At 73.3% G+C, this 19,927-nt stretch carries 17 protein-coding genes and 1 pseudogene; 8 read left to right on the top strand and 10 right to left on the bottom strand.

Annotation, left to right across the window (positions count from 1 at the left end):
* Positions 1-54: 54 nt before the first annotated feature.
* Positions 55-195, bottom strand: a complete 141-nt coding sequence (locus tag AB0C01_RS10340; RefSeq protein ID WP_357570890.1) for a hypothetical protein — start codon at positions 193-195, stop codon at positions 55-57.
* A 113-nt stretch (positions 196-308) separates the two neighbouring features.
* Here AB0C01_RS10340 and AB0C01_RS10335 point away from each other — a divergent pair, with 113 nt between their 5' ends.
* Together AB0C01_RS10335 and AB0C01_RS10330 are read left to right on the top strand one after the other, a co-directional pair.
* Entirely contained in the window at positions 309-875 is a 567-nt protein-coding gene (locus AB0C01_RS10335) for a SigE family RNA polymerase sigma factor (RefSeq protein WP_357570889.1), read from the top strand.
* A complete protein-coding gene (locus AB0C01_RS10330) occupies positions 868-2,061 on the top strand; it encodes a hypothetical protein (RefSeq protein WP_357253662.1) in 1,194 nt (397 codons plus the stop codon). The genes AB0C01_RS10335 and AB0C01_RS10330 overlap by 8 nt, the downstream gene beginning before the upstream one ends.
* A 150-nt stretch (positions 2,062-2,211) precedes the next feature.
* Here AB0C01_RS10330 and AB0C01_RS10325 read toward each other — a convergent pair whose 3' ends face one another.
* Together AB0C01_RS10325 and AB0C01_RS10320 are read right to left on the bottom strand one after the other, a co-directional pair.
* On the bottom strand, positions 2,212-3,693 hold the full coding sequence (locus AB0C01_RS10325; protein WP_357253664.1) for an aminotransferase class V-fold PLP-dependent enzyme: 1,482 nt from the start codon (positions 3,691-3,693) through the stop codon (positions 2,212-2,214).
* A 27-nt stretch (positions 3,694-3,720) separates the two neighbouring features.
* Positions 3,721-5,112, bottom strand: a complete 1,392-nt coding sequence (locus tag AB0C01_RS10320; protein ID WP_357253665.1) for an MFS transporter — start codon at positions 5,110-5,112, stop codon at positions 3,721-3,723.
* 182 nt (positions 5,113-5,294) lie between these two features.
* Between AB0C01_RS10320 and AB0C01_RS10315 the strand changes: the two genes are divergently transcribed.
* Positions 5,295-5,858 (top strand): SigE family RNA polymerase sigma factor, encoded by a 564-nt coding sequence (locus AB0C01_RS10315; RefSeq protein ID WP_357253667.1) that lies wholly within the window; start codon positions 5,295-5,297, stop codon positions 5,856-5,858.
* Complete coding sequence (locus AB0C01_RS10310; RefSeq protein ID WP_357570888.1) at positions 5,851-7,071, top strand: hypothetical protein; 1,221 nt, start codon at positions 5,851-5,853, stop codon at positions 7,069-7,071. Before AB0C01_RS10315 ends, AB0C01_RS10310 begins: the two co-directional genes overlap by 8 nt.
* Before the next feature lie 46 nt (positions 7,072-7,117).
* Here the strand turns inward: AB0C01_RS10310 and AB0C01_RS10305 are convergent, their stop codons facing one another.
* Positions 7,118-7,432 carry an MGMT family protein gene (locus tag AB0C01_RS10305; protein ID WP_357253672.1) on the bottom strand — a complete coding sequence of 105 codons (315 nt, stop codon included), beginning with the start codon at positions 7,430-7,432 and terminating at the stop codon, positions 7,118-7,120.
* A 13-nt stretch (positions 7,433-7,445) separates the two neighbouring features.
* Here AB0C01_RS10305 and proB point away from each other — a divergent pair, with 13 nt between their 5' ends.
* Positions 7,446-8,603 carry a glutamate 5-kinase gene (gene proB / locus AB0C01_RS10300; protein WP_357570887.1) on the top strand — a complete coding sequence of 386 codons (1,158 nt, stop codon included), beginning with the start codon at positions 7,446-7,448 and terminating at the stop codon, positions 8,601-8,603.
* A gap of 171 nt (positions 8,604-8,774) precedes the next feature.
* Entirely contained in the window at positions 8,775-10,019 is a 1,245-nt protein-coding gene (locus AB0C01_RS10295) for a glutamate-5-semialdehyde dehydrogenase (protein ID WP_357253676.1), read from the top strand.
* A gap of 125 nt (positions 10,020-10,144) precedes the next feature.
* Here the strand turns inward: AB0C01_RS10295 and AB0C01_RS10290 are convergent, their stop codons facing one another.
* The 6 genes and pseudogenes from AB0C01_RS10290 to AB0C01_RS10265 all read right to left on the bottom strand — a co-directional run bounded on the left by AB0C01_RS10290 (position 10,145) and on the right by AB0C01_RS10265 (position 18,538).
* Positions 10,145-10,993, bottom strand: coding sequence for a squalene--hopene cyclase (locus tag AB0C01_RS10290; RefSeq protein ID WP_357570886.1), 849 nt, complete (start codon positions 10,991-10,993; stop codon positions 10,145-10,147).
* Positions 10,994-11,078: 85 nt separating this feature from the next.
* Positions 11,079-12,327 (bottom strand): annotated as a pseudogene (gene moeZ / locus AB0C01_RS10285) (adenylyltransferase/sulfurtransferase MoeZ).
* Between the two features lie 55 nt (positions 12,328-12,382).
* A complete protein-coding gene (locus AB0C01_RS10280) occupies positions 12,383-13,126 on the bottom strand; it encodes a DUF3152 domain-containing protein (protein ID WP_357253680.1) in 744 nt (247 codons plus the stop codon).
* Positions 13,127-13,311: 185 nt separating this feature from the next.
* Positions 13,312-14,169, bottom strand: a complete 858-nt coding sequence (locus AB0C01_RS10275) for a DUF3152 domain-containing protein (protein ID WP_357253682.1) — start codon at positions 14,167-14,169, stop codon at positions 13,312-13,314.
* Between the two features lie 5 nt (positions 14,170-14,174).
* Positions 14,175-15,149 (bottom strand): alpha/beta hydrolase, encoded by a 975-nt coding sequence (locus AB0C01_RS10270; protein ID WP_357253684.1) that lies wholly within the window; start codon positions 15,147-15,149, stop codon positions 14,175-14,177.
* 23 nt (positions 15,150-15,172) lie between these two features.
* Complete coding sequence (locus tag AB0C01_RS10265; RefSeq protein ID WP_357570885.1) at positions 15,173-18,538, bottom strand: hypothetical protein; 3,366 nt, start codon at positions 18,536-18,538, stop codon at positions 15,173-15,175.
* Positions 18,539-18,687: 149 nt separating this feature from the next.
* Here AB0C01_RS10265 and AB0C01_RS10260 point away from each other — a divergent pair, with 149 nt between their 5' ends.
* Positions 18,688-19,326: a TetR/AcrR family transcriptional regulator gene (locus AB0C01_RS10260; RefSeq protein ID WP_110563158.1), complete on the top strand. Its 639-nt coding sequence runs from the start codon at positions 18,688-18,690 to the stop codon at positions 19,324-19,326.
* Between the two features lie 64 nt (positions 19,327-19,390).
* Positions 19,391-19,618 carry a DUF3107 domain-containing protein gene (locus AB0C01_RS10255; RefSeq protein ID WP_124822399.1) on the top strand — a complete coding sequence of 76 codons (228 nt, stop codon included), beginning with the start codon at positions 19,391-19,393 and terminating at the stop codon, positions 19,616-19,618.
* Positions 19,619-19,927 lie beyond the last annotated feature (309 nt).

The following is a 19,927-nucleotide window of genomic DNA, read 5'->3' as shown; positions in this document are numbered from 1 at the left end:
GTCCGGCACGGTCCGATCCGCCGTCGTCCGACGTGCGGACCGGACCGTGCGGTGTCACCAGGTGGGACGTCGCAGCAGGCCGACGAACTCGACGAGTAGGCGCTCGCGCACGGCCGGCGGGGCGGCGTCCAGCAGCGGACAGCGAATCACAGTCGACGTCCGCGGGCTGGCGGTGGGAGCAGTCGGCCAGGTCATCAAATGTTCACCGAACTTCTCGGAAGACGCCGAAACCCGAGTGCGCTTCCCGGCGTGTGAGCGACGTCGCCCCCGGACCCCGAGGGTGGGTGACAGGAGACGGGGAGGATCAGGTGACGGTGAGCGTCGAATCGAGGCTTGGCAAGCCTCCACCAGAGGAAGTGATCCGGCTGGCCGGCAGGGCTTCGGCCGACGCCGTCGACTTCGACCAGCTCTACCATGCCCACTTCCGCTCGCTGACCATTCAGCTCGCTGCCTACTTCGGCGACTTCAGCCAGGCGCAGGACCTGGTCCAGGAGGCGTTCTGCCGGGCCTTCGCGCGGTGGGGGAAGGTTTCCCGCTATGACGACCCGGTGGCCTGGGTGCGGCGGGTCGCCTGGAATCTGGCCACCAGCCGCTGGCGTCGGCTGCGGACCGCCCAGTCCTACCTGCGGCGTCAACGTGAGGAGCAGGTGCCCGGCCCCAACCCCGACCGGGTGGTGTTGACGCGGGCGCTCGCGGCGCTGCCGCCGAACCACCGACGCGTCGTGGTGCTGCATCACCTCGCGGACCTCTCCGTCACCGAGATAGCCCAGCAGGAGGACGTGCCCGAGGGCACGGTCAAGACCTGGTTGCACCGGGGTCGAGCCGCGCTGGCGGCACAGTTGGCTCCCCAGAACGAGGTGACCGACCATGCCTGAGTTCGACAGCGCCCGACTCGACGCGGAGTTCTCCGCGTACCGGCAGGCAATGCTCCCGACGATCGCGCCGGGCGGCCCGACTGCGGTCCGCCGTACCGTCCGCCGCAGGCGGCGGCGCGCGGCGGTGGCGGTGGCCGCGGCGCTGGTGGTGGCCGTGGCCGTGCCAGTGGCCGGTCAGGCGGGGCTCCGCCGGCACCCGGCGCCAACGGCGACGGCGCCACCGTCCGATTCCCCGTCGCCCTCGCCGTCGCCGTCGGTCTCCTCCGCACCGCCGGTGCCGGACGGCAGAATCGAGCGGACCGAGCTGCTCGCCGCCAACGTCGACCTGCCCGCCTGGGGCGGCCTGCCTGACCGCCCGGACGGTAAGGCGTGTGCGTCTCGTGGGATCCGGCTCAGCGGCGACCCGGTGAGCGATGACCCCAATCTGCTGGTCGAGATGGGCTACGGAGACGTGGATCGCGACGGGGCGACGGAGACCGTCGTCCTGGTGCGCTGCCTGCTCGGCTCCCGAGGGCCGGCGCAGGTGGTCGCCTTCGATCGGGACACGGCCGGCCGGATCGTCACACTGGGCCGGGTGGCCGCCACCGCCGACCCGACTCCGGAATGGCTGATCGGGCTCGAGGTGCGGGCCGACGGCGTAACCCGGGTGGCGATGGCCGACCGGGCGCCGGGGCCCGGTTGGCCTCTCGAGCAGTCGCAGCGCCAGTGGCGCGGGTACCAGTGGGACGGGAGCCGGTTCCGGCAGACCGAGGGGCCCTCCGGCTTCGGTCCCAACCCGCACGCCGCCGACCTGTCGGTCAGCTCGTCGAACCTGGCTCTCGCCCGGGAGCCCGGCGACAGCTTCGCGGGCACGATCGAGGTCCGGGTACGCAATGCCAGCGCGGGCGAGGTGGCCGAGGCGGTGCTGTCGTTCGACCTGCCGTGGCAGTTACGGCCGGTCGGGGATGGCTGGAACCGGTGTCGCGAGAACATGGCCGACGCGCGGGTGCCGTACCGGTGCACCCTGGGCCGGCTGGCACCGCACGCGGACATCCGGCTCACCCTCGGACTGAAGCGTGCACAGGGCACACCGTTGGCCTCGGGCAAGGCGACCATCGAACTCTTCGGCAGCGGCGCCGACGGGACCGCGCTGCTGGAACGCGAACGGGACGACAACCTCGCCACCTTCACCCACTACTACCGCTGATCGACAGCGGCGTGCGGTCCCGGCCGGTCATCCGGCCGGGACCGGACTGCGGCCCGACCTCACCGAGAAGGACAACCGGGTGCAACTGCCCGGGGTCTCTGAACAACTGGGCGTTCGGTGCCCCACCCGCAGGGGGTGGGTCACCGCCGTTCAGTCGTCCGAACCCCAGCTGGGACGTTGCAGCAGCCCGACGAACTCGACGAGCAGCCGCTCCCGCAGCGCCGGCGGGGCGGCGTCCAGCAGCGTGTTCACCACCGCCATCCGGTCCGTCGGCGCGTCGCCACCACCCAGCCCGAGCCCGCCGGCGAGCCCGGCGACCAGTTCGGGGGTGAGCGCGTCCGGCGTCAGCGACGTCGCCAACGCCACCAGCTCGGGCGGGAGGGCCACCGGACCGGCCGCGCGCGCGGCGGCCACCGCGGCGACCAGGTCCGGCCCGAACTCGGCCACCCGGGGCGCCACCGAGGCGGTCACCGTGAGGTGCACGCTGGCCGGGAGCCCGGCGTACGACAGTTGGGGTTGGGTGTGCCAGCCGCGCGCGGTCAGCTCGTCGACGAGCACGAACAGGTCGGGGCCACCCTCGGTGGCGGTGAAGCAGACCACCGTGGACTCGGGTTCGGCCATCAGCCGCAGTCCGTCGACCGCCCGGACCGCGTCGGCCAGGCCGGTGACCGCGTCGCGGGTGGCTTCGGCCAGCCGCAGGTAGCCGTCGTCGCCGAGGTGCCGCAGCGTCGCGTACGCGGCGGCGATCGGCCCGCCGGAACGGGTGGACGCGATCACCGGGTTGATCATCGTGTAGCCGGGCCAGTCCGCGTACGCGAAGTACTGCGGGGCACGCAGTTGGGCGTCGCGGTGCAGCAGCACCGACACGCCCTTCGGCGCGTACGCGTACTTGTGCAGGTCCACCGAGATGCTGGTGACCCCGGGGACCTCGAAGTCGAACGCCGGCACCGGCTCGCCGAGGCGGCGCAGGTAGGGCAGGGTCCAGCCGCCGAAGCAGGCGTCCACGTGGCAGCGCACCCCGGCGGCGGCCGCCGCGGCGGCGATCTCGGCGACCGGGTCCACCACGCCGTGCGCGTACGACGGCGCGGAGCAGGCGACAAGCACCGTCTCCGGGCGGATCGCGGCGGCCATCGCGCTCGGATCGGGACGCAGCGTGTCCGGGGACACCGGCACGACGTCCAGCGCCACCCGCAGGTAGTGCGCCGCCTTGGCGAACGCGGCGTGCGCGGTCGACGGCACCACGATCCGGGGCGCGTCGATCTCCGGGTGCGCGTCCCGGGCCGTCTTGACGGCGAGGATCAGCGACTCGGTGCCGCCGCTGGTGACGCTGCCGACGACGTCCGGGGCGGTGGTGCCCGGACCGGCGCCGAGCACCCGGCCAGCGGCGCCGACCAGGGCGTTCTCCATGGCCAGCAGCGAGGGGAAGGCGGTTGGGTCCAGCCCGTTGACGTGTGCGCTCTCGCGGTGCGCGGCGGCAGCCAGCTCGTCCAGCCCCGGCACCGCCGGGTCGTAGACGTACGCGAACAGTTGCCCCCCGTGGGTCGGCCGGTCGCCGGCGCGCAACTGGCGCACCTCGGAGAGCACGACGTCAGCGGCAATCCCGGGAGGCAAGGCCCTACTCTCGTCGATCATGGAGTCATGGTGCCCTTCTCGTGACGGTCAACGGCTTTCGTCCCCCACCACAACTCCATGATCGACCCGTCCGGCGCGGGTGGCTGCGGCTAGCGCGGCGGGGGTCAGGGTGTAGCGGCGCAGGAGGAGGACGGGCGGAGCCACCAGCAGGGCCGGGATGATCGTGAAGCCGAGCAGCACACCCAGTCTGGCCGTGTCGGACTGGGCCGCCGCCGAGCCGGTGTCGGAGGAGACGTAGCCGCCGAGCTGGAGCACCAGCCCGTAGATGCCCGGCCCGAGCGCCAGGCCGAAGGTCTCCCCGGCGGTCCACAGGCCGGTGAAGACACCCGCCTGTCGTCGCCCGGTGCGCGCCGTGTCGTACGCGATGCAGTCCGGCAGCATCGCCAACGCGAAGACCTGCTGTCCGGCGTACCCCACACCGATGACCGCGACCATCAGGTAGACCGCGACCGGCGGCAGCACCGGCGCGGCGACCAGGGCCAGCGCCCCGGCGGCGAGGATCAGCGAGCCGACGACCAGGGCGGTCCGCTTGCCGAGCCGGGCACCGACCCGGGTCCAGAGTGGCATCACCAGCAGCGCCGGCCCGACGAAGCAGACGAAGAGCAGGGTTGGCCCGCTCTGCTCGTCGCGCAGGATCTGCGCCGCGAAGTAGTTGACCCCGGCCAGGATCGTCGCCACCCCGGCGGACTGCACCACGAAGCAGATCAGCAGCGCCCGGAACGGGCGGTTGGCCCCGGCCACGGCGAGCTGGGCGCGCAGCGTGGGCTCGCTGCCGCCCACCGCGCCGGTCGGCGCGGACCGGGTGCCGAAGAACGCGCCGAGGGCACCGAGGGCGATCAGCACCGCCACGAACAGGCCCATCCACCGGTGCCCGGCCACACCGTCGCCGCCGGCGGTCACCACCAGCGGAGCGATCGCGCCGGAGACCAGGATGGCCAGCGCCAGCACGGCGATCCGCCAGGTCATCAACCTGGTGCGCTCGGCGTAGTCGTCGGTCAGCTCCGCCGGCATCGCCACGTACGGCACCTGGAAGAAGGCGAACGCGGTGGCGGTGAGCAGGAAGGCGAACGCCACGTACGCGGCGGCGGCCGAGCCGTTGCCGAACGGCGCGGCGAAGATCGACGCGAACAGCACGGCGAGCGCGAGGCCGCCGACGAGCAGGTACGGCCGGCGGGCGCCCCAGGGCGACCGGGTGCGGTCGGAGATCCGACCGGCGACCGGGTTGACCAGCACGTCCCACGCCTTCGGCAGCAGCACCAGCAGAGCGGCCAGCCCGGCGGCCACACCGAGCGTGTCGGTCAGGTACGGCAGCAGCAGCAGACCGGGCACGGTGCCGAACGCACCGGTGGCCAGGGAGCCGAGCGCATAGCCGGCGTGCACCCGTCGAGGCAGCGAGCCGGCGCCCGGCGGCGTTTTCATGGGGCCGAATATTACTCACGTTGCGGTGGCGGACACATCCCCTCCTGCGGTCATGAACTGCCGGCCCGTCGCCGGCATCTAACAAGTCAGGTTGCCGGCAGCGAAGCCGCAACCGCGTCCGCAGTTCTGGAGTGTTACCACCGCCGAGGGCAGATCAGCCTGGCGGTCACGGGGGAGGGACAGTGACGTCAACGATGGGCTCCCGCGCCAATCAGCCACCGGCGGTACGGACGGACGGTTCGGCGGTCGAGACCACGATCACCTTCGACGACTTCTACCACGCGCACTTCGGCAGCGTGACCGCCCAACTGTCGGCGTACACGGGGGATCTGGGCCACGCCCAGGACCTGGCCCAGGAGGCGTTCTACCGAGCGCTGGCCCGCTGGGACCGCCTGGTCCGCTACGACGACCCGGTGGCCTGGGTCCGCAAGGTCGCCTGGAACCTGGCACACAGCCGCTGGCGACGCCTGCGTACCGCCCGGGACCACCTGCTGCGACAACGGCGCACCGAGGCCGAGGTGGCCGGGCCGACACCCGACCGGGTCGCCATCGACGCGGCGCTCGCGCAACTGCCGCCCAACCATCGCCGCGCGGTCATCCTGCACTATCTGGCCGACCTGTCGGTCAGCCAGATCGCCGCGCAGGAGGGGGTGGCCGAGGGCACCGTCAAGTCGTGGTTGCACCGCGGCCGGACCGCCCTGGCCGCGCTGCTCGACGAGAACACCGAGGGGGTACGTGATGTCTGACCTCGACCCGCTGCTGCGCGGGCGGCTCGGCGCGTACCGCGATGACGTGATCAGCCGGGTCGCCGGTCCCGGTCCCGACCAGGCCCGGCAGCGCCTGCGCCGCCGCCGACGGATGACGGCCGCCGCCGCCGCGGCGGCGGTCGTCCTGGGGGTGACCCCCGTCGTCATCAACGCCGCGCTGCACGCCGACCGGACTCCGCCGGTGCCGGTGGAGTCCGTCCCACCGCCGACCCCGTCCACGTCGGCGCCGCCGACGCCCACGCCGACCGGGTCACCGACGCAGACCCAGACGCCGACGCCCACCGCCCCGACCGGCCCGGCCGGGCGAATAAGCCGGGCGCAACTGCTCGCCACACCTGTCGACCTGCCGAACTGGCAGCCGAGTGAGATGGAGGGCGGCTGCACCACCTCGAACGTGCGGCTGAAGACCAACACGAAGAAGACGTACGTGTCGGAGTTGGCCGACAACGAATTCGAGTACGGCGACATCGATGGCGACGGGGCCGACGAGACCATCGCCATCGTCGCCTGCCGGTACGGCGAAGCGTCGGCCAAGCAGGTGGTGGCCTTCGAGCGGAACTCCGACGAGCGGATCGTGACGGTGGGCCGAGTGGTCCGGACCGACGACGAGTTCACGGACATCCTCGCGGCGGAGATCACCCCGACCGGTTCGGTGCAGGTGACGGTGGCCGACATCGTGCCGTGTTGCGAGATCCCCGACTATCTCCGCCGGGAGCAGGTGCGGACGTACCGATGGGAGGGGCAGCGGTTCGAGCAGACCGACGGCCCCACGACATTCGGCCCCGATCCCCGGCTCACCGACCTGAGGGTGAGCATGACCCACGAGTTGGCCGAGGTCCCCGGTACGGACACCCGACGCGAACTCACCCTGGTCTTCACGGTCACCAACGCCGGCCCGGTCGACGCGCCGCAGGTCGCGTTTCACAAGATCGAACGTGGGGAACGGGCGGGCGGAGACTGGGCCCGGTGCAAACCGGTAAGGCTGTCGGACTCGGATGAACCCGGGTGTCTGCTACCCGGCGTACCGGCTGGTGAGTCGCGCCGCTACACGTTCGTCCAACTGATACCTGGCCAGCCGGGTGCCGACGCCTCCACCCGGAGCTTCCTCATCCTGCACGGCGACACCCAGGACCGCACGTGGCCCGACCGCAAACCAGACGACAACACGATGCCGTCCCCCATCCGGTTCTGAACAGCGACCACGCCCACCGGGCTCGCCGATCACGTGCCGTCGGTGGTCACGGCCTCTCCTCCGGCGACCATCCGGCCGCCGCGATGTCCACGCCCTCGCCGCGCAGCGGCGCCCCCTCGGCGCGCAGCCGGGACCGCGCCTCCCGCTCGTGCCCCGGCGGCAGCCGGCCAGCGGAGGTCACCACCCGGTGCCAGGGCACCGAGCCGCCGTGGCGGGCCATGATGTTGCCCACCAGCCGCGCCGAGGCGCGACCCGAGCGCTCGGCGAGCGCGTCGGCCACCGCGCCGTAGGACATCACCCGACCCTCCGGGATCCGCTCGACCAGGTCGAGCACCGCCTCGACGTACTCGTCAGGAGTCACAATCCGCCACCATATGGGAACGCCGCCGGGCGGTGCCGCCGTGACCACGCAGAATGGTCGCGTGCGCGACGCAGTCACGGCGGCCCGGCGGGTCGTCGTCAAGATCGGATCGTCCTCGTTGACCACCGCGACCGGCGGGCTGGCCGACGAGCGCGTCGACACGCTCGTCGACACCCTCGGCCGGCTGACCAGCGAGGGCCGCGAGGTGGTGCTGGTCTCCTCCGGCGCGATCGCTGCCGGCCTCGCCCCGCTCGGGCTGCCCCGACGCCCGCGTGACCTGGCCACCCAGCAGGCCGCCGCCAGCGTCGGGCAGGGCCTCCTGATCGGCCGGTACGCGACCAGCTTCGCCCGGCACGGCCGCACGGTCGGGCAGGTGCTGCTCACCGTCGACGACGTGACCCGGCGGGCGCACTACCGCAACGCGTACCGGACGCTGCGCAAGCTGCTGGACCTGGGGGCGGTGCCGATCGTCAACGAGAACGACACGGTGGCCACCCAGGAGATCCGGTTCGGCGACAACGACCGACTGGCCGCTCTGGTCGCCGCGCTGGTGCACGCCGACCTGCTGGTCCTCCTCTCCGACGTCGACGCACTCTGGACCGGCGACCCCACCAAGCCGCAGTCGACCCGGATCACCGAGGTCCACGGCGACGCGGACCTCGCCGGGATCACCATCGGCGGGGCCGGCCGGTCCGGTGTCGGCACCGGCGGCATGGTGACAAAGGTCGAGGCCGCCCGGATCGCCACCGGCTTCGGCATCCCGGTGGTGCTCACCGCCGCCGACCTGGCCACGCAGGCGCTGGCCGGCGAACCGGTCGGCACCCTGTTCCACCCGCAGCGGCAACGCCCGACAGCCCGACTGTTCTGGCTGGCCCACGCCACGTCACCCCGGGGGCGGCTGCACCTCGACCCGGGCGCGGTGGCCGCCGTCGTCGGGCGACGCAAGTCGCTGCTCCCCGCCGGCATCACCGCCGTGGACGGCACCTTCACCGCGGGCGACCCGGTGGACCTGGTCGACACCGCCGGCGCGTCGGTCGCCCGTGGGTTGGTCAACTACGACGCGGTGGAGCTGCCGGGGCTGCTCGGCCGCTCCACGTCCGAACTCGCCGCGGCGCTGGGTCCGGCGTACGAACGAGAGGTCGTCCACCGTGACGACCTCGTCCTGCTCTAGGGAGAGCTGGCATGAGTGAGCGTCAGCGAGCGAATCATCAATTCAGGGCTCTGTTGCCTCATGGCGGCACGGAGCGCAGCGGAGTGCTGGCATGAGTGAGCGTCAGCGAGCGAATCATCAATTCAGGGCTCTGTTGCCTCATGGCGGCACGGAGCGCAGCGGAGTGCTGGCATGAGTGTCGTCGAGCAGGCGCGCCGGGCGCGGGACGCCGCCGCCGAGTTGGCGGTGGCCACGCGTACGGTCAAGGACGCTGCGCTGGTGGCGATGGCCGACGCGCTCGTGGCGCGTACCCCGGAGATCCTGACCGCGAACGAGACGGACCTGGCGGCCGGCCGGGAGGCCGGGCTGAGCGCGGCCGTGCTGGACCGGCTCGCCCTCGACGCGGGTCGGGTGACCGGCATCGCCGACGCGCTGCGTGAGATGGCCGCGCTGCCCGACCCGGTCGGCGAGGTGGTCCGCGGGTCCACCCTGCCCAACGGGCTGGAGCTGCGCCAGATCCGGGTGCCGTTCGGGGTGGTCGGCATCATCTACGAGGCGCGGCCGAACGTGACGGTGGACGCCGCCGGGATCTGCCTGAAGTCCGGCAACGCCGCCCTGCTGCGCGGGTCGTCCTCGGCCGCGCACTCCAACGCCGCGCTGGTCGCGGTGCTGCGCGACGCGGTCGCCGGCGCCGGGCTCCCGGCCGACGCGGTGCAGTTGCTCGACGCCAGCTCCCGCGACTCGGTCAAGGAGCTGATGCGCGCCCGCGGGCTCGTCGACGTGCTCATCCCGCGCGGTGGCGCGTCGCTGATCCGCACCGTCGTCGAGGAGTCGACGGTGCCGGTGATCGAGACCGGGGTGGGCAACTGCCACGTCTACGTGGATGCCGCCGCCGACATCTCGCGGGCCGTCGCGGTGACGTTGAACTCCAAGACGCAGCGCCTGTCCACCTGCAACACCGCCGAGTCGCTGCTGGTGCACGCCAGCGTCGCCGACGCGTTCCTGCCGCCGATGCTGGCCGCCCTCGCCGAGGCGGGGGTGACCGTGCACGGCTCCCCCGAGGTGGCCGCGTACTCCGCCGCGGTGGTCCCGGCCACCGAGGAGGACTTCGCCACCGAATACCTGTCCGCCGACATCGCGGTCGCGGTGGTCGAGTCGCTGGACGCGGCCGTCGCGCACATCCGCCGCTACGGCACCGGGCACACCGAGGCGATCCTCACCGACTCGGCGAGCGCGGCCCGCGAATTCGTCGCGCGGGTGGACTCGGCCGCGGTGATGGTGAACGCGTCGACCCGCTTCACCGACGGCGGCGAGTTCGGCTTCGGTGCGGAGATCGGCATCTCCACCCAGAAACTGCACGCCCGCGGCCCGATGGGTCTGCCCGAGCTGACCTCGACGAAGTACGTGGTCACCGGGGACGGGCACCTGCGCGGCTGACCGTCCTCCCTCCCGCCCCCTCCAGCGTCGATCTTGCACTTACTGTCCCGACATAGGGGGCATTGCACGTGAATCGGCGACAGAAACTGCAAGATCGACGCGGCGGTGGGGGTGAGGATGGGGGTTCAGCCCGCTGGTGTGACCGCCCGGCAGGCCCGGATCGCCCGCAGCGTGGTGTGCACATCGAACTGGTGACCGTCGTCGCTGTCCCAGCCGCCGTCGCTGCGCTGCGTCCTGGTGAGCCGCTCACGGGCCGCGACCAGCAACCAGTGCTCCTCGCCCATGTCGACCCGGCGCAGCGTCCCGGCCAGCCAGGCCACATCCGCCGGGGACAACCGCGGGATCCGCTCGGCGAGCACCGACTGGATCAACGCCGACTCGTAGTACATCTCCTGCCGGTGCAGCACGGCCGCGCTCAGCCAACCGGCGGGCACGAAGGAGGGCCACCGGCCGTCCGGAGCGAGCTGCGCGGCGAGCGCCTGTGCGGCGGCCTGCACCACCCGGGCGTACGACCCGCCGACCCGGTGGTCCAGCGGCCCGGCGGACCGGGCGTCCAGCCCGCCCACGCTGAGCCAGAAGGCAGCGTTGGCGGTGAGGTAGAGACGGGCCTCCGGGTCGCCGGGCCGCGCCCACTCCGGGGCGAGGTCGGCCAGCGACGGGTCCTCGTCCCAGCCGCCGTCGGGTAGCTGGGAGGCGGCGAGCCAGTCCAGCGCGTGCCGGGCCGCCGGGCGGCCGAGGGCACCGAGGTCGTCCAACTCGGCCAGGCGGAAGCAGGTCGCGTCGACGGACCCGACCGCGCCGTCGAGGATGGCGGGCCAGCCGCCGTCGGGCGTCTGCCCGGCCTCGGCGGCGTCGAGCACCTCGTCCGGCACACCGGCGCCGGTGCGCAGCCGGGAGAGACGCGCGCGGTCGACCGCGTCTCCGTGCGCCACGACGAAGCCGATAGCGGCGTCCATATCCACCACGGCGGTCACGCTACCTGCGTAAAGGTCGTCGCGCCTCGGAGTATCGGCCGAGGCCGGGGCGGGTGAGTGGCCCGCCGCCGGCCCCGGTCGTCGCTCAGTACGCGGGCAGCGACGGATCGATCTGCTTGATCCAGGAGAGCACACCGCCCTGGACGTGCACGGCGTCGCGGAAACCGGCCGCCTTGAGCGCGGCGAGCGCCTCGGCGGAGCGGACCCCGGACTTGCAGTGCAGCACGATCTGCTTGTCCTGCGGGAGCTTCGCCAGCGCCTCGCCGGAGATGATGTCGCCCTTGGGGATCAGGGTGGCACCCGGGATGCGGACGATCTCGTACTCGGCGGGCTCCCGTACGTCGACCAGGAAGATGTCCTTGCCGGCGTCCTGCCACTCCTTGAGCTCGAGTGCGGTGATCGTCGCGTCGAGCGTCGCCTCCTGGGCCTCCTCGGAGACCGCGCCGCAGAAGTCCTCGTAGTCTTCCAGCAGGTCGGTGACCGTCGGGTTGTCGCCGCAGAGCGCGCAGTTCGGGTCCTTGCGGACCTTGATCTTGCGGTATTCCATCTCCAGGGCGTCGTAGACCATCAGGCGACCGACCAGTGGCTCACCGATGCCGGTCAGCAGCTTGATCGCCTCGTTCACCTGGATGGAGCCGATCGACGCGCAGAGCACACCGAGCACGCCACCCTCGGCGCAGGAGGGGACCATGCCGGGCGGCGGCGGCTCCGGGTAGAGGCAGCGGTAGCACGGGCCGTGCTCGGCCCAGAACACCGACGCCTGGCCGTCGAAGCGGTAGATCGAGCCCCAGACGTACGGCTTGCCGAGCAGCACGGCCGCGTCGTTGACCATGTAACGGGTGGCGAAGTTGTCGGTGCCGTCGACGATCAGGTCGTACTGGGCGAAGATCTCCCGGACGTTCTCCCGGTCCAGCGCGGTGTTGTGGATCTCCACCTGGACCAGGGGGTTGATCTCGCGGATCGACGCGGCGGCGGACTCGGCCTTGGACCGGCCGATGTCGGACACGCCGTGGATGATCTGACGCTGGAGGTTGGACTCGTCGACGGTGTCGAAGTCGATGATGCCGAGGGTGCCGACCCCGGCCGCGGCGAGGTACATGAGGGCGGGCGACCCGAGGCCACCAGCGCCGACACAGAGCACCCGGGCGTTCTTCAGCCGCTTCTGCCCGGTCACCCCGACGTCCGGGATGATCAGGTGGCGTGAGTAGCGGCGGATCTCGTCAACTGTCAGCTCGGCGGCGGGCTCGACGAGCGGGGGCAACGACACGGTGGACTCCCCGGGATCGGCGGTGTGAACCGCGCCATTGTTGCTCGCGGGAGCCCCGCTCGGCCATGAGGGACGACACTGGTCCGCGATGCGGGAGCGGGAATAACCGACGACCCGGCCGATCAGGGGACGATGTCACCCGCGTAGCGACGGCCGTCGAGGTAGGGCCAGGCGTTCGCGACGCAGCCGTGCAGGCCGTACGTCTGCTGCTGCATCACCGGCGCGGGCTCCCCCGCGCCGGGGCAGGCCTCGTGCTCCTCGCCGAACTCGTGGCCCACCTCGTGGTTGATCACGTAGGTGCGGTAGGTGTCCAGCGGAGCGCCGTAGTCGGGGACCGCCTCCATCCAGCGGGCCAGGTTGATGACGACCTGGCCGGGCATGCGGCAGGAGGTGTAGCGCTCGGTGGTCAACCCGCCCTCGGCGCACATCCGCTCGGACGTGACAGGGGTGGCCAGGTAGATGGTGAAGTCCGCCGCCCCGGCGTCGGCCACCCGTTGCACCCGCAACTCGTCGGAGGCGATCCAACTGCGCGGGTCGGCCAGCACCTCGTCCACCTTGGCGGCGAACGCGGCGGCGTCCTGGCCGGTGCCGCGTTCGACCACGACCCGGTAACGGCGCAGCGGCCCGTCCGTTCCGTGCACCGGTGTCGCACCGTCGGCAGCCGTGAAGCGTCCGGCTCCGACCGAGGGGTAGCTGGTGGGCGCGGGGTGCAGGGGCGCCCCACCCCCGTGGCCCATCTCGCCCTGGGTGGTGGTGGGAGTGTCGGCCGGTGGCTCGCCGCCCCGGTTGAGCGTCGTGCCGATGCCGCCGGCGAGCACGAGTACGAGCAGGCCGAGCAGCAGCGTGCGGCGACGTCGTCGGCGCATCCGGGTGAGCGTGGGACGTGCGCCTGCGTACGCCGACCGGTCGGGCCGGTCGGGCGGCGACGTGGGCGGGCCGTAAGGGGACGACGGCGTCATGATGTCGAGCCTGCCAGATTATTCGGGCATATCTCCGTTTTTGCCGCTATTCACGCAAGACGCCTGATGGTGTACGTCGGTCGGTCGCTCCCTCAGAGGGCGGGGCCGGCGTAGCGGCGTCCGTCGAGGTACGGCCACGGGTTGACCCGGCACCCGTTGAGGAAGAGCGTCTGCTGCATCATCACCGGCGCGGGCCGACCCGCACCCGGGCAGCGCTCGTGCCGGTGCCCGAGCTGGTGGCCGACCTCGTGGTTGACCACGTACGTCCGGTAGACGTCCAGCGGCACGCGGGCCGAGACGAAGTGCGGCACGGACAACCGCCACCGATCCAGATTGATGATCACCTGGCCGGGTGCCCGGCAGGACGTGTACGGCCGACCCCCGATCCGGATGTCCACCCCGCCGTCGGCACACATCCGAGCCGCCGTGCGGGCGGTGGCCAGGTAGATGGTGAAGTCGCGAGGCGCGTCCCCCGGCACCTGCTGCATCCGTAGCCTGCCGCTGTCGACCCAGCTGCCCGGCCCGGCGAGCGCCACCTGGACCGCCTGCGCGAAGTCCGCGGCGGTCTCGTCGCTGCCCGACTCCACCGCGACCCGGTACCGCCGCAGCTCACCCGCGCGACCCAGCACCGGGCCGGAACGGGCGTCGTAGCCGAACCTCCCGGTGCCGGCGCTCGGGACCGCGCCGGGCGCCCGCAGCACCGGGGACGGGCTGGACGCGAGCACGGCGGAGGGCGACGGGTCGACCGACGGCGGCAGCGGCGCGGCCACCAGCGGCGGCGGCAGAGTGACGACCTCGTCGGCGGCCAACCGGCCAGCGCGGGGATGCCCACCCGGCCCCTCGGCGATCACGGTCACCGCCGCGCCGACCGCCAACACCACCGCCACCAGTTGGGCGAGCAGCGCGAGGCGTCGCTGACGGCGACCGGGGAGGTGGTTTGACCTGGGCATCCAGGTCAGCCTGCCAGATCAGGCCGCCCCGTGGTGTCCTCCGTTTCGGCGAGCAGGCCGACCACCGCCCGGGCCACCAGGCGGGGCACCTCCAACTGCGCCACGTGACCGACGCCGTCGAGCATCATCAACCGGCTGTCCGGGATGACCCGGGCGGTCTGCGGCGCGACCCGCACGTCGACCAGGCGATCCGCTCGGCCGCCCACCACCAGGGTCGGTGCGCGTACCGTCCCGGCGAGTCGCCACAGCGAACCCGACCCCGGCAGGTACGCCCGCAGGAAGCTGGAGACCAGACCGCGGAACGTCCGGACGTACGCGGCGGCGTAGTGCTCCGCCTCGTACCGCACCCGGATCTCCTCCAACGCCTCGGCCCGACGCTGGTCGCAGATCCGGCTCAGGTCGGCGACGCACGCCTCCAGCACCTGCTGGGCCATCACCTCGGGAGCGAGCTGGGTGAGGTGCCGGGCGACCAGCCGTTCACCCCGCGGGATGGCGAGCACCGGCAGCATCCGTCCCTGCAACGAGCGGCGGAAGTCGAGAAACGGCAGGGCCGGGGAGATCAGGGTGAGGGTACGGACCAGGTCCGGCCGGAGCCCGGCGACCTGCACCGCGACCGCGCCGCCCAGCGAGTTGCCGAACAGGTGCACCGGACCCCGACCGGAGTGCTCGATCCAGCGGACGACCAGATCCGCGAAGGCCGGGATGGTGTAGCGGGGACCCGGCTCACTGCGGCCGAAGCCGGGCAGGTCGATGGCCTGACCGTCCAGCCGGTCGGCGAGCAGCCCGGCCAGGTCGGTCCAGTTCTGGGACGACCCGCCCAGCCCGTGCACGTACAGCGCCGGTTCCGCGCCGGCGGCGGTGGCCGGGGTGTCGCGCACGTACGTGACCCGGCCGTCGAGGCGGACCTCCCGGCCCGGCCAGGGCGGTGGAACCTGATGATCGGGGAGCAGATGGTCGGGCCAGAGGGTGGCGCTTCTCATCGTTCCAGTCTGCCTCGGACCACTCAGGACAGCAGCGCCTCCAGCCGACGGTTCACCGCCGCCAACGTCGCCCGGACCACCGCCTGCCGGGGATCACCGGCGACCAGCGCCGAGCCGGCGAGCTGCTCCACCCAGCCCTCGCAGACGAGCAGCACCACAACCGTGGCCACCTCGCAGTTGCCGAACGGCACCACCGCCGCGTGCTCGACGAAGCAGCGCCCCCGCTCGGCGTTGTCGGTGCCCCGAAGCAACTCGTCCACCGCTGCGGCCGCCGCCACCGCGCAGAGCCGCAGCACGTAGCCGTCCACCGCCGGCCCGGTGGCGTACCCGGAGGCGCTGTCGTCGTCGGCCAGCAGCCGGACCTCCACGTTCGCGTCCAGGCCGAACGTGCTCACCTGCACGTGGTCGATCACCACCCGCGGCCCCGGCACGCCGCCGGTGTCCAGCGGTCGGGACGGCGCCGACTCCGTCGTGGTCACCTGACCACCGGAGTACGACGTGCCGAGCGTGGCCGGGCTGCCGGTCGCGGCACCGGCCGGCGCGGCCGAGACCGATCCGGGCTCCTCGACCGTGGCGCGACCCCGGTGCGGCGCGTTCGGCCGGCGGCGGCGCGAGGTGTCCGTGCCGGTCCACTGCTCCGAGCCTGCCGGTGTGGCCTCTGCCGGGGCGCCCGACGGACGTTGCGGTGCGGTCGTCTCGGCCGTCCGGACCTCACCGGTACGGGCCTCCGGACCTCCGTCGCGCTGGGCCGCGCCGGGCGGCTCCGCCGTACGCCGTTCGGCAGGTCGCGGTTCGGCCAGGCGTCGGCGAACCGGCGGGGGTGGCGTGCTGGGCACGCCGGGCACGTTCTGCGGGGCGGCGGCCAGCCCCATCCGTTCCTGCAGCAGCCGGGCCACCTGTCGGCTCACCTCGGCCGGATCGGCGCCGTCGGCCAGGTCCAGGCGCAGGCTGTGCGCACCGGCCGGGGTACGGCGAAGCGCCGCGTCGCGGACACCGGCGACCTCCCGAACGGCGTCCAGGATGGCGTTGACGTCGAACCCCTCGGGGCGCTCCCGAAGTGGGGCTGGTTCGTCGTCCCGACGAAGGTGGGTGGCGATGCGGGCGCGCTCCGGGGTCTCGGCGGGTGGCTCCACGGCTGGCGGCTCCGGCACGACGGGCACGTCCGGTTCCGCGGGGACGCGCTGCGGCAGCACCACCGCCCTCGGGTCTGGTTGCCGGCCGTTGTCGGCCGGCCCGGTCGACGACGTCGGATCGGGGGCGGATCGGCGAGCCGCGTAGGGCGAGGTGGAAACGGCTGGGGGCCGGTCACGGCGCTCGGCCCCGCTGATGGCGGAGGGCGGAGCCGAGCCGGTGGAGGCCGACGTCGTGTCGGCGGCCGACGGGACGTTCGCCCGGGGTGACTCGACGGGAGACGGAACGGGCGGTTCGGGTGCCGCCGGCCGGAGCCGGAACGGCGCGACCGGCCGGATCTCGGGCCGCGGCGGGCCGGACGTCTCGCCCACCTCGCCGCCGCCGGCGGCGCTTGCCGAATGGCTGGCTGGCCAGGACGGGCGCTCGGCGGGGGTGGCGGGGATCCGGCCCTCGGACCAGTCCGGCCGCTCGGTCGGGGAGCTGCTCGGCGTCGGCGAACCGCCGACCCAGGAGGGACGCTCCGCCACCAGGGGCGGGCCTGCCGGGGCCGGGGGTGCGTCGGTCAGCGTGGGAGGCGGCCCGGCCGGGGCCGGAGGTGGCGCGTCGGCCGGCACGGCTCCGGAGGCCCAGGAGGGCCGCGTCGGCGAGGCGCTGGGCGGTGTCGGATCGGCTTCTCCGGCCCAGGACGGCCGCGCTGGCGTCGGGCTGCTGGGCGCGGGGTCGGACCCGCCGGCCCAGGACGGCCGTACCGGCGGAACACTCGTCGCCGCCTCGGAGCCGCCGGCCCAGGACGGCCGTACCGGCGGAACGCTCGTCGCCGCCTCGGAGCCGCCGGCCCACGACGGCCGCGCCGGCGCCGGGCTGGTGGGCGCGGGGTCGGACCCGCCGGCCCAGGACGGGCGGTCCGTGCGAGGTGCGCCGGACCCCGCCCAGGAGGGGCGATCGGCGGGCGGGCCGCTGGTCGGCGGCGGGCCACCGGCCCAGGAGGGGCGATCGGCGGGCGGGCCGCTGGTGGGCGTGGGACCGTCGGCCCAGGAGAGGCGCTCGACGACCGGTGGCGCCATGCCTGATGACACCGGCGGTCCGCTGGTGGGGGACGCGTCCGCGTCGACAGCCCGGGGTGGAACGGTGGGCGGCGCGACCCAGGACGGGCGCTCGGACGGCGGCGGGGTGCTCTGCTCGCCGGGGTGCGTCGGCGCGGCGTCGGACCCGCCCGTGACGTCGTACCCCCGGGGCGGATCGGCACGCACCGGCTCGTACGGGCGGGGCGACTCGGCGCGCAGCGGCTCGTACGGCAGGTGGGGCTCGGCGACCCAACTCGGCGCGGGCTCGTCCCGGGCCTTGGGAGCAGCCGGCTCGTCGTCGGAGCGAGACCAGGGCGGCGCCCATCCGCCGCCCGAGCTCGGACGGTTCCAGTTTGGCCCGGACCAGTCCGGCTCGATGGCCGGCGACTCGCCGGCTCGGTGCGTTTCGCCTGGTCGGGGGATGCCAGCGGCGCGACCCGGCTCGGTCGCGTCGGCGTGCCCGGCCGGCCCCGATGCTGCCGGCTGGACGGGCGGGAGCGGGTCCCGCCAGTCTCGTGGCGCGGCCGGTTCGTCGGCGGCCAGCCGCTCGCTGGTCGGCGCGCGGAAGCCGGGCGGCACCTCGAAACCCGACGCGGCGGTGCCGACGGGCGGCACCTGGACTGCCGGCGGCGCGGACGTCGGCAGGCCGGGCTCGGCCCAGCGAGCGCGGTGCGCGGCGGCCGGGTCGACGGTGGAGCGTGTGGGGGTGCTTTTGTCGGGCTCGCCGGCACCCTGCTCCCGTGGCGGCGCGGGGCGTTGGGCGGGCACCACCAGCCGGTCGCCGGTCGCCTCGGGCCGACCCTCGGCGGGCAACCCCGGCGGCGCGCTCACCGGCGCGGGGCGGCCGGCGGGTGGTTCGAGACCGGGAGGGCGGATGCCGTTGGCGTCGTCCGGATGGTGCACGCCATTGGCGTGGTGGCCGTTGGCACGAGTCGGCGGATCGAGGTCCCCCGGCAGCCCGACCAGGGGCGCCGGCAGGTCGCCGTGTCGGCTGGACGAGGCGCGCCAGCCAGCGGCGGGATCGGGTTGCCAGCGCGGCGCCTCGTCCCGGGCATCCTCGCGATCGGCGGCTCGGGACCACCCGCCCGTCGCTGGCGCCCACCCGCTGACGGGACGGCCCGGGTCGTCGTGCTGACCCGCTCCGTCACCGTGTTCTCCCGGGGTGGCGGCTCCGGGTTGCCCTGTTTCACTCACCGCGCGCTCCTTGGTCGCCCCCGCTGAGGCTACCGTGTGCCGAGAGTGGCGATAAGTTACAGCGGCGGGCCATTTCCACGACGGGGGTCACGGGCTTCGCCCGGTCTGGGGGGAAAATGCCGGCTCGTACGGAGAACTCGGAGGATCCCATGACCGCTGCGGGGAACGGTGCACAGACCGCTGGCCGGCCCACCCGCCTGCCCCGCTCCGCGCGCCGTAAGCAGCTTCTCGCTGCGGCGCAGGAGGTGTTCGTCGCGCAGGGCTACCACGCCGCCGCGATGGACGACATCGCCGAGCGGGCCGGGGTCTCCAAGCCGGTGCTCTACCAACACTTCCCGGGAAAGATGGATCTCTACCTGGCGCTGCTCGACACGCACTGTGACGCCATCGTCGCTCAGGTGCAGGATGCGATGCGCGGCACCAGTGACAACAAGGAGCGGGTCGGCGCGTCGGTGCGCGCGTACTTCGACTTCGTCGACCACGAGAGCGAGGCCTTCCGCCTCGTCTTCGAGTCGGACCTGCGCAACGACCCGGCGGTGCGACAGCGGGTGGAGCGGGTCGAGCAGGGCTGCATCGCGGCGATCACCGACACCATCATCTCGGACACCGGCGTGAGCCGGGCCCACGCCGAGCTGCTCGCCTCCGGGCTGGTCGGCGCGGCGGAGACGGCCGCGCAGTTCTGGCTGGCCGGTGGCCGGCAGGTGCCGAAGGCCGAGGCCGAGGCGTTGGTGGCCGCGCTGTCCTGGCGGGGCATCGCGAGCTTCCCCCTGCAAGGTGAGTCAGCCTGACCGCCGACCCCGTGATCGGATAGCCTTCGCAGGGCGGTTCTTTCGCCCCAGTTGAGGAGGCACAGTGGAGGTCAAGATCGGCGTGCAGTACGCGCCGCGTGAGCTGGTAGTAGACAGCGCGCAGTCGCCGGCCGAGATCGAGCAGATCGTGACCGACGCCTTCGCCGGTAACGGCGGCACGCTCTCCCTGACCGACGAGAAGGGCCGACGGGTCATCGTGCCGATCGAGAAGGTCGCCTACGTCGAGATCGCCGAGGCGTCGTCCCGGGCGGTCGGTTTCACCGTCCGCTGACCGGGCCGGCCATCGCGGCAGGTAGGCGTGGGGCCACCTGCCGCGGGCCGGCATCGGTGCTCGGCGGTCCCGGCCGGCGCACCCTCCGCAGGGTGCCGCGCCCGGCCGTCGTCCGTTCTGTTCGGGTTTTGCCGCACCTCTCTCGATGACGTCGCATGACCCCCATCCGGCCCGGAACGCGTGTCGGTGACTCGCGCGGGGTACGCCGAACCGACCCACTCGTGACGCAGGTCACAATCATCGCCCCCGCGTGTCGCCTGCCCGACCGGGAATCGGGACGAAGCCATGCCTGTTCAGGTAGCATGGAGC

It is taken from the genome of Micromonospora sp. NPDC048905 (assembly GCF_040649655.1).
Lineage (GTDB): Bacteria > Actinomycetota > Actinomycetes > Mycobacteriales > Micromonosporaceae > Micromonospora.
The sequence above is the reverse complement of the archived record's forward strand: the minus strand, read 5'-3'. Positions and strand labels throughout refer to the sequence as shown.

Excerpts from the sequence above, each read along its gene's own strand:
- AB0C01_RS10340 (WP_357570890.1), bottom strand. The coding sequence starts at position 195 with ATGACCTGGCCGACTGCTCCCACCGCCAGCCCGCGGACGTCGACTGTG.
- AB0C01_RS10330 (WP_357253662.1), top strand. The coding sequence starts at position 868 with ATGCCTGAGTTCGACAGCGCCCGACTCGACGCGGAGTTCTCCGCGTAC.
- AB0C01_RS10325 (WP_357253664.1), bottom strand. The coding sequence starts at position 3,693 with ATGATCGACGAGAGTAGGGCCTTGCCTCCCGGGATTGCCGCTGACGTC.
- AB0C01_RS10320 (WP_357253665.1), bottom strand. The coding sequence starts at position 5,112 with ATGAAAACGCCGCCGGGCGCCGGCTCGCTGCCTCGACGGGTGCACGCC.
- AB0C01_RS10310 (WP_357570888.1), top strand. The coding sequence starts at position 5,851 with ATGTCTGACCTCGACCCGCTGCTGCGCGGGCGGCTCGGCGCGTACCGC.
- proB (WP_357570887.1), top strand. The coding sequence starts at position 7,446 with ATGGGAACGCCGCCGGGCGGTGCCGCCGTGACCACGCAGAATGGTCGC.
- AB0C01_RS10295 (WP_357253676.1), top strand. The coding sequence starts at position 8,775 with ATGAGTGTCGTCGAGCAGGCGCGCCGGGCGCGGGACGCCGCCGCCGAG.
- AB0C01_RS10280 (WP_357253680.1), bottom strand. The coding sequence starts at position 13,126 with ATGCGCCGACGACGTCGCCGCACGCTGCTGCTCGGCCTGCTCGTACTC.
- AB0C01_RS10275 (WP_357253682.1), bottom strand. The coding sequence starts at position 14,169 with ATGCCCAGGTCAAACCACCTCCCCGGTCGCCGTCAGCGACGCCTCGCG.
- AB0C01_RS10270 (WP_357253684.1), bottom strand. The coding sequence starts at position 15,149 with ATGAGAAGCGCCACCCTCTGGCCCGACCATCTGCTCCCCGATCATCAG.
- AB0C01_RS10260 (WP_110563158.1), top strand. The coding sequence starts at position 18,688 with ATGACCGCTGCGGGGAACGGTGCACAGACCGCTGGCCGGCCCACCCGC.